Source organism: Bulleidia sp. zg-1013 (assembly GCF_019798045.1).
Classification (GTDB): domain Bacteria; phylum Bacillota_I; class Bacilli_A; order Erysipelotrichales; family Erysipelotrichaceae; genus Bulleidia.
Window position 1 is genome coordinate 1 of record NZ_JAGXEX010000014.1, and the last position, 10,223, is coordinate 10,223.

8 protein-coding genes, 1 tRNA gene and 4 pseudogenes are annotated in these 10,223 nt (G+C 36.4%); 3 read left to right on the plus strand and 10 right to left on the minus strand.

Annotated elements, in window-relative coordinates:
• The 9 genes and pseudogenes from K7I92_RS07105 to K7I92_RS07570 form a co-directional block, all read right to left on the minus strand.
• Positions 1 to 1,789: peptide ABC transporter substrate-binding protein (locus K7I92_RS07105; RefSeq protein ID WP_220282584.1), on the minus strand; the 1,789-nt coding region annotated here is incomplete at its 3' end.
• A gap of 615 nt (positions 1,790 to 2,404) precedes the next feature.
• Positions 2,405 to 3,256 carry a PDDEXK nuclease domain-containing protein gene (locus K7I92_RS07690; RefSeq protein ID WP_220282585.1) on the minus strand — a complete coding sequence of 284 codons (852 nt, stop codon included), beginning with the start codon at positions 3,254 to 3,256 and terminating at the stop codon, positions 2,405 to 2,407.
• Complete coding sequence (locus tag K7I92_RS07565; protein WP_220282586.1) at positions 3,222 to 3,437, minus strand: hypothetical protein; 216 nt, start codon at positions 3,435 to 3,437, stop codon at positions 3,222 to 3,224. The genes K7I92_RS07690 and K7I92_RS07565 overlap by 35 nt, the downstream gene beginning before the upstream one ends.
• A 24-nt stretch (positions 3,438 to 3,461) precedes the next feature.
• Complete coding sequence (locus tag K7I92_RS07115) at positions 3,462 to 3,641, minus strand: AbrB/MazE/SpoVT family DNA-binding domain-containing protein (protein WP_220282587.1); 180 nt, start codon at positions 3,639 to 3,641, stop codon at positions 3,462 to 3,464.
• 83 nt (positions 3,642 to 3,724) lie between these two features.
• Positions 3,725 to 4,132, minus strand: a pseudogene (locus K7I92_RS07120) (DNA topoisomerase); the annotation flags it as partial.
• Between the two features lie 28 nt (positions 4,133 to 4,160).
• The gene (locus tag K7I92_RS07585) at positions 4,161 to 4,259 is read right to left on the minus strand and encodes a hypothetical protein (RefSeq protein ID WP_370627462.1); all 99 of its coding nucleotides are present in this window, start codon (positions 4,257 to 4,259) and stop codon (positions 4,161 to 4,163) included.
• Positions 4,260 to 4,590: 331 nt separating this feature from the next.
• Complete coding sequence (locus tag K7I92_RS07130; RefSeq protein WP_220282588.1) at positions 4,591 to 5,148, minus strand: type III toxin-antitoxin system ToxN/AbiQ family toxin; 558 nt, start codon at positions 5,146 to 5,148, stop codon at positions 4,591 to 4,593.
• Positions 5,149 to 5,380: 232 nt separating this feature from the next.
• Positions 5,381 to 6,211, minus strand: a pseudogene (locus K7I92_RS07135) (MobA/MobL protein); the annotation flags it as partial.
• Positions 6,212 to 6,278: 67 nt separating this feature from the next.
• Positions 6,279 to 6,633, minus strand: a pseudogene (locus K7I92_RS07570) (IS481 family transposase); the annotation flags it as partial.
• A 164-nt stretch (positions 6,634 to 6,797) separates the two neighbouring features.
• Between K7I92_RS07570 and K7I92_RS07140 the strand changes: the two are divergent.
• From K7I92_RS07140 to K7I92_RS07695, 3 genes and pseudogenes are all read left to right on the plus strand, one after another.
• Positions 6,798 to 6,883 (plus strand) — tRNA-Ser (locus tag K7I92_RS07140).
• A 105-nt stretch (positions 6,884 to 6,988) separates the two neighbouring features.
• Positions 6,989 to 7,183, plus strand: coding sequence for a type II toxin-antitoxin system Phd/YefM family antitoxin (locus K7I92_RS07145; RefSeq protein WP_220282590.1), 195 nt, complete (start codon positions 6,989 to 6,991; stop codon positions 7,181 to 7,183).
• 85 nt (positions 7,184 to 7,268) lie between these two features.
• Positions 7,269 to 7,415, plus strand: a pseudogene (locus K7I92_RS07695) (type II toxin-antitoxin system death-on-curing family toxin); the annotation flags it as partial.
• A gap of 245 nt (positions 7,416 to 7,660) precedes the next feature.
• On the opposite strand, the gene K7I92_RS07155 reads toward K7I92_RS07695, so the two are convergent.
• Positions 7,661 to 10,223: Cna B-type domain-containing protein (locus K7I92_RS07155; protein WP_220282591.1), on the minus strand; the 2,563-nt coding region annotated here is incomplete at its 5' end.

Below are 10,223 nucleotides of genomic sequence, written 5' to 3' on the forward strand. Positions count from 1 at the left end.
TTGGAATTTCTAAAGCATTATCGGTTAGCCAAGCTTCCGCTTTCGCATAAGCTTCATAACGTTTATTCATATCATCAGAAATCGCATCCGCTTTTTCTAATAGGGACTCATACTCACTCAACTTAACAGCTTCAGCGGCAACCTTATCACTATCGTTATAGAACGAAGAATTAGATTTAGAATTGATACCTGCGGTCTTAATCATATCTCCATTGTTTGGCGAATAGACGCTTAAGTAAGACTTAGGATCTAAATAGTCCGGGGACCAACCTGTAGCCGTCGAAATATCCCAGTCAAAGTCCTTCGCATTGTTAACATCATAAGTAACAGCCAGATACTTATTTTGGTTCTTTTCGGAATGAACGTTAATTAAAATTTGTTTATTTGAGTTCTTTTCAATCGAAGCCTTCATGGAAGCGGCTTGGGCATTAAAAATAGCCGCATCATAATTCACTAAGTCCAACGTTACAGGGAATTTAACACCTTCAGCCTTAGCGGCATCGATGTACTTTTGCACCATTTTCGGATTGAAGAAAGCATCGTTACCATCGTTGAAATCACCACGAATCTGGTTCTTATCCTTCACATTAGCGGCCACCGTTTCCGCAAAAGTCTTCTTATTAACACTCACAAAGTCACCCTTTGTCATTGTATTACGAATCATCTTCTTAGCTAAGTCTTCGGAACCCGTTCTTTGTGTCGCATAAGCCACACGATCAAAAGCGGCACGGAAAGCTTTACGGAAGTTTACATTACGAAGTGCAAATTGCGTATTCTTCTTTTGTTCTTCTGTTTTATTAGAATATTTATAAGCCTTACGGTTCAAGTTGAAAGCCAAATTGAATGTGGTTGTATCAGGTAAACCATAAGTCACCTTACCGGCGTATTTATCTTTGTAAGATTTTTGTTCACTTGGATCCCATGCACCGGAGATACCGCCCTGAACATAGTTTCCCTTTTCAAAGCCATTCATAACCGAGTGACTATCTTGTCCATCATCATAAATTAAATTTACTTTATTGATGTAAACATGATCTTTATCCCAGTAGTTAGGGTTCTTGGTGTATTCAATCTTGGATTTCGTTGTGAAGTTTGTTAAGAAGTAAGCGCCATTGTAAAGAATAGAGCTTGGATCAGTCTTACCAAAGCTACACTTCGTTGCCTTATAAGCACCTAACTTACAGCCTTCTCCCTTGGATTCTAAGAATTTTTTATTGACCGGATAAAGAATAGCATAAGAAGCTAAGGAATTAAAATAAGTTACCGGCTTAGTAAGTTCGTATTGAACTGTATAATCATCTAAAGCCTTAACACCAACTTGATTAAATGGTACTTTACCTTGTTCATATTCTGCAAGATTCTTAATTAATCTGTTTACTAAAAACTTCGAACCGGAATCCGCATCTATTGCATGCTGTAAACCGGTCACAAAGTCATGGGCTGTTGTTTCAGCGTATTCTTCTTGTTCATTTGTGTACCATTTAACACCTTTGCGTAGTTTAAATGTCCATGTCTTATAATCAGCACTGTGCTCAATCTTTTCAGCTAAAGCGCCTACATAGTTACCATAGCGGTCATTTTCAACCAAACCATCCACAAAATTAACTAAGTGCTTTGTATCCTCGCCTCGTTGTGATGCTGTATAGTCGAAAGTTATCGGATCAGTCGCATACACATAATTAAAATCTTCAGATGTTGTCAGAGCTGTGCCACCTTTTCCACCACTACAACCAACAAGAGTTGTAGCAGTAACTAAAATAGCCAAGCCTTTTTTAAAACCTGTTTTCATAATCCCTCCTAAGGCTATTGTGCCTCACATTGATTATAGTAATTTTTTTTCATTCTTTTGTCTATCATTTGCAAGAATTTTCTCGATATTTTTTCAAATTCATTTCATTTATATGAAATAATTTTCAGAAAGTTTTTTCATTTATTGTTATTTACTAGAAGCAAGCATTTGTTTTTTATGTATTTTAGTGCTAATTATTTTTTCATAATGAATTACAAATAATACTGTCATAGGAGTTGCGGTAGTGGTCAACACACAACAAATGAAAAGAGAGGACGGCTATCTGTTGCGCAGTAATACTTGGATTACTTTTCATAAGAAGAACTATTTGTTCTTGGATACTACTTTTTTCTTTGGTAGTTTCTTGAGTAGTGCTGCCATGAACTCTGATTATATTTTCATTTTCTTCGAGGGACATCTTAAGAGACATTGCGAACGACATTGTCGCTCACAACCTTCTGCGCAGCTATCTTCTTCAGAGAAATAATCGCTCTGAATGTGTCCCCTTCCTCAAATAACAGTTTTTCATAGTAATTTTAGTAGTAGATTTCATGGTGGTTTTTCACTATTACTATTATCGAAATTTCTATACCTCTGTCCCATAATAATATAATTTTATTCATTTGCTTCTTCAGCAATATCTATATATTCTTTTAATTTTCGTTGCAACAAATTCTTATCTATCAATTTTAATCTATATTCAGATACCATTGTAGGTGAAAGGCTCCTACTTAACGCAAATTCTACTACCTCATCATCTTTTGAAGCACAAAGGATTACTCCTACACTTGGATTTTCAGCTTGTTTCTTTACTTCTCTATCCAATGCTTCTAAATACAGGTTCATTTTTCCGATATATTCCGGTTTAAACTCCCCTATCTTTAGTTCAAATGCAACCAAGCAAGATAATCCTCTATGATAGAATAACAAATCTATATAGTAATCATGATTACCAACCTGTACCCTGTATTCATTTCCTATGAATGAGAAATCTTTACCAATTTCCAATATGAAATTCTTTAGATTTTCAAGAATTGATTTTTGAAAATCTCTTTCACTTCCAATCTTTGGTGCATCAAGAAATTCCAACACATAGCTATCCATAAATAGATTATGTGTTTCTTGTTTTGCTCTTTGTATAACAGGCAAATTATTACCATTTGAGAGCATATAGCGTTCATAGTAGCCACTATCCATCTGTCTTTCCAATTCACGCTTTGAATATCTTTCTTTTACTGCCAATTCAATATAAAATCTTCTCTCTTCTTGACTTTTAGAAGCTGACATTATTTTCAAGTGATTAGTCCAGCTCAATTGTGTCACCGGTGGTGACACTTTTTCATCATCTTTGTATAGCTCATAGAATTGCTTCATTCTATAAAGTCCTCTACGGGTAAACCCTTTTAAATCAGGATAATTTTCAGAGAAAAAGTCAGCAACATTTTCCACAAAATTTGATCCAGACACTTGCTTCTTTACTTTTCTCGCTTATATACTTTCCCACTTCCTGATACATCAAAATCAGTTCTTCATTGACTCTTCTATAAGCACGATCCTTTGCACCTTCGATAATCTTAACAATATCATCAAACTGATGATTATCTTTTACCACATCTGTATTCTGCAATACCATCTTATCTTTATTCATTATTTATTTACCTCTATAAATATGTTATTTATCCATATTTTCTTCAAGAAAAGTCTTGGAGTTTTGAATTCGCACTTTATCTTTATTGACTACAAAAGTAACATAATCTCCATTTTGTAAGTCCAAAAGTTCTCTTATCCTTTTTGGAATGGTAACTTGCCCCTTTGACATAACTTTTGCAGTATCCATAAATGTATCTTTCATACTCGTTTGTCTTTCTACCTACTTTTCCTACAAAAGATTGTAGCATTTTTAGGGCATTTTTCCAGCTTGAAATTAGTGTCATCTTACTTGTTATAAGTTAAAACCACTTCTTTTATCCCATTTTCAATCGCTTCTAAAAATTTTTCCTTTGAAGATTTTCCCTGTGTAATATCCGATAATTCCATTTCCCACTTTGCGGTTGTTTCTGCTGATTTAAAAGTATCCGCTACAATCGTTACAAGGCTTATTCCTTTATGTGTGGCTATAAGATTCTTTTTATCTCTTCCAATAAAACCTTTAAAAATTAAATTTTCAATAATCCCTGCCCTTGTTGCCGGAGTTCCAAGTCCTTTCCTAGGTCTGCCCTAGTCCATTTCGTCCCACGAAGAATGAGTTGCTGACGAATTGAGACTAGGGTATTCCACTTCTACACCTTTTTCTAAGGCTTCATTTCCTGCATTCTCCATAGACTTTAAGAGCGTATCTTCTGATAGCTTTTGTCAAGGGTAGTTAAGAAATTTATTTATCTTTTTTGTAACTCATATCTTCACATTCTTTCTGAATAAGTCTATTTATTTTATCTGTAATTGTTTCATCACCGGTTTCACTGAAATGCACTGTAACTTTATAGTTTGTTTTTCCAATTTTTTACTAAATGTGTTTTCAGCGTTGTTTTTCTCATCTGTCATTTGCACCCTCCTTTCATCGCAATAAAAAAACGATTAGATTTTTTACTTTTCTAATCGCTCTAACTGTTTTGTTATGTTAAGTAATGGAAGGCGTTTTAAGGCTTGTTTTTATCTTGGGCATATCTTAATGCCTCTTTTATCTGTAATGCTCTAAAAACACCTTTCCACTGTCTTGTATCACGCTTATAAATCTTCCTCTTATAAGAAAGAGAAGCAGATATTACTCCACTTCTTCAATCAACCATGAATAGTTTAGTTTTTTACTTCCAGTCCGGCATTGCTCTTTCTAACTCTAAAAAATTACAATTGGCTCTTCTGATAATTCCTGTTTCCTTTTGCTTTTGGTATAACTTTTCTACCTTTTTCAAGACCTTTGTTTTTATCTTAAGGCAAAAAGCATATTCTTTTTCAAATAAGTCTTTGTATCTGATGTCCTCAAGATCATCAAATTCAATTCTTTCATAGCAGTCGGTCGGTACAGGTATCATTTTCTTAATATCCAATATAGATAATATGTGCATTTTTTCTTCATCAGAGTAATATTTGTATATATCTCCAGTTATAGTAATGTTATTGTCAATTACTTCATAAATCAAAAAATGCTCATCAGAAACATTCTTCCATCTTTTGTGTTTTTCCTTTGCAGAAGATATTGGAATAAAATAATTATAGTTTTCTATCCCAACAATAATTCCAACAAATGGTTTAATACTATTTCTATACGAAGGGTTGTAATAAACTTCTGAATCTATTTGATTTAGATATTCAAGATAATCAGGATTTACAGTATAAAATCCATATTTAATCGCTTCTGCCATTGCCTTCTCCTAAAAAAACAGAGAGGTTTTATCCTCTCTGTTCGCTTTAATGCTTCACCTTTGGGATATAGGTAGTGAGACACCTTCTTTAATGCTCCACCTTTAACGGTAGTGGGACACCCTCTCTATCTACCGAGAGTATAACAAATATTTTTAGAAATGTCAAATCAGCAAATTTCCTAAATGCTACTCTTTTGTTATTGATATTATACCCTATTTCTTCAAAAAATCACTACCTTTCCTCATTCCTATAATAGTCTTTTGCTTTTTCTTTTCTCCGCTCATATTTTGCCCCTTGCTCTTGGTATTTCTTTAGCTGTGCAATAACGCTTGGCTTTTCTCCTCTCTTAATTGCCTTGTCTATCTCAATGGATAAATCTATACCATAATCATCATTTACAGTCTTAACTGCATACTTGATATGATTGATACTTTCATATTCTCCTTTGATAGATTGAGCTTGATAGTTTAACTTTGTAATTTCATCTTCAAGGATTTGTATTTCCTTTTGCCAATCTTTAGACTTAATAGCAGATAAGCCTGTTATCTTCTCAATGATTGCCCTTGCTCTTTTGTATTTGTCTATCTGTTCTTTATGAGAATTATAGAAGCTATCTTTGAATAATGATTTACCGCTCCATTCCTCAAAGATTTGTTTGTTATCCTTGATGATGTCCGCATAGGCAAAGCACTTATTGAGATTTTCAATTCGTTTTGTTTTAGCCTTTATATCTTGATTGATATTCTTATTTTTTGCTTGAAGTGTGCTTATCTTTTCTTGCAAATCGGCTATGGTTTTAAGGTCATTGTCTTTCAGATATATCCTTGCCTTTGAAAATCGTCTTAGGTCTGCTCCTATCTTTTTATTGCTTGCATAGGGATTTAACTTTCTTGCCTTTTCTCCTTACAAGTCATGATAAATGGAAATGTATTCATAGAGATTAAAGAGTTCTGCCTTGTTATCTATTTCATCTTGTCTTGTCTGTTTATACTCATCATATTTTGATTGCAAGTTTCCAAGTAATGAGCTTATCCAAGATGTAAGTTTTGACAGTTCCGCTTTTGTACATTTGTAAATGATGTGAGACCAAAAAAGTAAGAGAGAATCTTTTGTATGCTACGTTGTGTCTCGGTGTATCGTAAGGCTTGGGCACATAGACCTTCTTTTTCGTCGGCTTTCCCTTATAGAAGCCTTGTTTTCGAAGGAAACGAAAAAGAGAGCATGGATAACGTTCTTTATCCAAGTTTTTTCCTGTTGTGTGGGCATTCGGATGTAGTGTTTTTGGACGATGTGAACGGTCTCTTAGCGAGTCCATTGTTCCATCAAAATGAAAATTCCAACGCATAAGTGAGGCTTTTTGAAATCTTGTAGCGACGAACAACAAATTTCACAGAAAATCCCGAGCGATACGTTTTAACTGCGTGAAATCTTGTTTCCAAAGTATGTGACAGATACCGTTGTGTTTTTGCCATACTTATTGGCATAGAGAGAATCCTTTCTTTGTTTGGTTGTCACTTTCATTGTACAGGACTTCTCTCTCTATATTTTTTTCTTGATTTCACACCAACTGTATCTCTACATTTGTATAAATCGAAATAAAAATTCCAATTCGACTTTTCTTAACTTCATGCTATAATTTTATAGCTATGGAGAAGTACCCAAGAGGCTGAAGGGACTGGTTTCGAAAACCAGCAGACGTGAAAGCGTGCAAGGGTTCAAATCCCTTCTTCTCCGCTTTGTTAGTTATGGAAAGTCTTTATTTCAAAGGCTTTTTTATTTTAGGTCGAATTTATCCTAATTTTGTGTTATACAACTTCCAAAAGAAAGGTAGGTGATAGGATGAACATCAATACAAATAATTTAGTATCTATCAGTGAGGCTAATCAAAACTTCTCTAAAGTCGCAAGAAAAGTTGAAGAAAATGGCTCTGTGATTATTCTAAAAAATAACTGTCCGAAATACCTTCTCATTGACTTTAACGAAGCGATGGAACAGATGGACTTCGTGATGTGGGAATGCTTGACTCAGCACTAAACGCTCCACTTCAAGTATTCGATAACGTTTCCTTATTTCCAAGTATCATGCAAAAAGCAGTAGGCTTATGACTTGAACTCCTTCAAACCACCCTTTTGTAGATGGCAATAAGCGTACCGGCACACATATCATGCTCGTTTTTCTTGCACTCAACAATATTAATCTAAGTTATTCGCAAGAAGAACTATACACCATCATCTTAGGTAACGCTTCCAGTCAAAAATACTTATGAAGATCTTTTAGAATGGATTCGTAGCCATGAAAATTAAGTCACTCATTTAAGAGCGACTTTTTCTTTCATACTCATTGGCTTATACCTATCTTCCTCTTGTCCTATTTCCTGCTTGTTTACATCACTCATTCGCATCCTACAAAAATTATTCTTTCCTATGCAAAAGAAAAGGCAACAGGAATTGGGCTGTTGTCTCCTGTTGCCTTTATCTACTTCTTTTAATGAACTTTTTATTATGCCTATGCTTACACTCTTTTTCTTCTCATGTAAGTCACACCTAGTCCTGCACTTGAAGCCAGTAACATCATGAACAATAGGGCAATATTACTGCTATCTCCTGTTCTTGGTGAATTCTTCGGTGTTGGGGTATTCGGTACTTGCGGAGTCTTTGGCGTTGGATTCTTCACTGTATTGGTGTCGTAATCATTTACTCCATCGTTTACCCTTGCTGTATTAGTAAGAGTTGCTCCGTTAACGTCCTTATTCACCTTGACTGTGAACTTAACAGTCCAGCTTTCACCATGAGCTAGCTTCTTTGTCCACTTAACCATTCCGTTTTCATACTTGCCGTTGTTATCAGCCGATACGAATTCAGTATGCTTTGGAAGCTTATCTGTAATGCTTACCTCACGTTCTTCTCCTGTTGTGTTCTTGTAAGTAATAGCGTATGTAAGTTTATCTCCAGGGTTGACCTTCTTACCATCAATGTTAGTCGTTGTTCCACCTGTAAATACTTCTTTCTTAGGTTCAGTCGGTGTTGGATTATGAGTTTCATTCGTATCATAATCATTTTCACCATCATTTACCTTGGCTTTGTTATCGACAGGGGCTCCGTTAACATCCTTATTTACCTTGACCGTAAACTTAACCGTAACGCTCTTGTCTTTAGCGACATCAGCTGTCCATGTGACTTTACCGTTTGCGTATTGTCCACCGTTCTCTGCTGATACAAAACTTGTATGAGCCGGGATAGTATCGCTAATCGTCGCTTTGACATCTTTACCTGTTGTGTTCTTGTAGGTAACGGCATAAGTCAGTTCCTGTCCAGGTTGAACTGCCTTACCATCAATGTTAGTCGTTGTTCCACCTGTAAATACTTCTTTCTTAGGGTCAGTTGGTGTTGGATTATGAGTTTCATTCGTATCATACTCATTTTCACCATCGTTTACCTTGGCTTTGTTGTCTACCGGCGTTCCGTTCACGTCCTTGTCTACTTTAACGGTAAACTTAACCGTAACACTCTTTCCTTTTTCTACATCCGCTGTCCATGTGACTTTACCGTTTGCGTATTGTCCACCATTCTCTGCTGATACGAAGCTGGTATGAGCCGGGATAGTATCGCTAATCGTCGCTTTGACATCTTTACCTGTTGTGTTCTTGTAGGTAACGGCGTAGGTTAGTTCCTGTCCAGGTTGAACTGCCTTACCGTCAATGTTAGTCGTCGTTCCACCTGTGAACACTTCTTTCTTAGGTTCAGTTGGTGTAGGGTTATGAGTTTCATTGGTGTCATACTCATTTTCACCATCGTTGACCTTGGCTTTGTTTCTTAACTCTTCACCATTTACATCATCTACTACCTTTACCTTAAAGCTGACAGTCCAACTTTCACCATTGGCTAGCTTCTTTGTCCACTTAACCATTCCGTTTTCATACTTACCATTGTTATCAGCAGATACGAAAGTGGTATGCTTTGGTAGCTTATCCGTAATGGTTACATCTCGTTCTTCTCCTGTCGTATTCTTGTAGGTAATAGCGTAAGTAAGCTCATCTGATGGATTAACTTTCTTACCGTCAATGTTAGTCGTTGTTCCACCTGTGAATACTTCTTTCTTAGGTTCAGTTGGTGTTGGATTATGAGTTTCATTGGTGTCATACTCATTTGTGCCGTCATTGACCTTGGCTTTGTTGGTTAAAGGTGCTCCGTTAACGTCTTTGTCTACCTTGACCGTAAACTTAACCGTAACGCTCTTGTCTTTAGCGACATCAGCTGTCCATGTCACCTTACCATTTTCATACTGTCCACCATTCTCTGCTGATACGAAGCTTGTATGAGCCGGGATGGTATCGCTAATCGTCGCTTTAACATCTTTACCTGTCGTGTTCTTGTAGGTAACGGCATAAGTCAATTCTTGTCCAGGTTGGACTGCCTGACCATTGATGTTGGTTGTTGTGCCACCTGTAAACACTTCTTTCTTAGGTTCAGTTGGTGTTGGGTTATGAGTTTCATTGGTGTCATACTCATTTGTTCCGTCATTGACCTTAGCTTTGTTTCTTAACTCTTCGCCATTTACATCATCTACTACCTTTACCTTAAAGCTGACAGTCCAGCTTTCGCCATGAGCTAGCTTCTTTGTCCACTTAACTATTCCATTTGCATACTGACCACCATTATCGGCGGATACGAATTCGGTATGGGCTGGAACTTTATCGCTGATAACAGCGTCGACTTCCTTACCCTTGGTGTTCTTGTAGGTAATGGAGTAAGTCAGTTCTTGTCCGGGGTTGACCTTCTTACCATCGATGTTGGTCGTTGTGCCACCTGTGAAGACTTCTTTCTTTGGTGGGACATGGGTATTGGTGATGATAAAGCCATCTTTCGCATTTCCTTGTAGGTTGCTGTCATAAAGTGGCATCTTTTCTTCTTCTACGGTGTACTTGATTTCATTTCCATTCTTGTACTGTTCAAGGTTGGTGAAGGTATGTTGCCAATGGTTAGCCTTATTCAGAGTAACACCGGCTACTTTCTGACCGTCTGCTAAAAGATGAACGGTTGCTGAAGTTCCTTCTTTACCGACCCATTTCTTGGTA

Excerpts from the sequence above, each read along its gene's own strand:
- K7I92_RS07565 (WP_220282586.1), bottom strand. The coding sequence starts at position 3,437 with ATGAATAAAGATAAGATGGTATTGCAGAATACAGATGTGGTAAAAGAT.
- K7I92_RS07115 (WP_220282587.1), bottom strand. The coding sequence starts at position 3,641 with ATGAAAGATACATTTATGGATACTGCAAAAGTTATGTCAAAGGGGCAA.
- K7I92_RS07130 (WP_220282588.1), bottom strand. The coding sequence starts at position 5,148 with ATGGCAGAAGCGATTAAATATGGATTTTATACTGTAAATCCTGATTAT.
- K7I92_RS07145 (WP_220282590.1), top strand. The coding sequence starts at position 6,989 with ATGAACATCAATACAAATAATTTAGTATCTATCAGTGAGGCTAATCAA.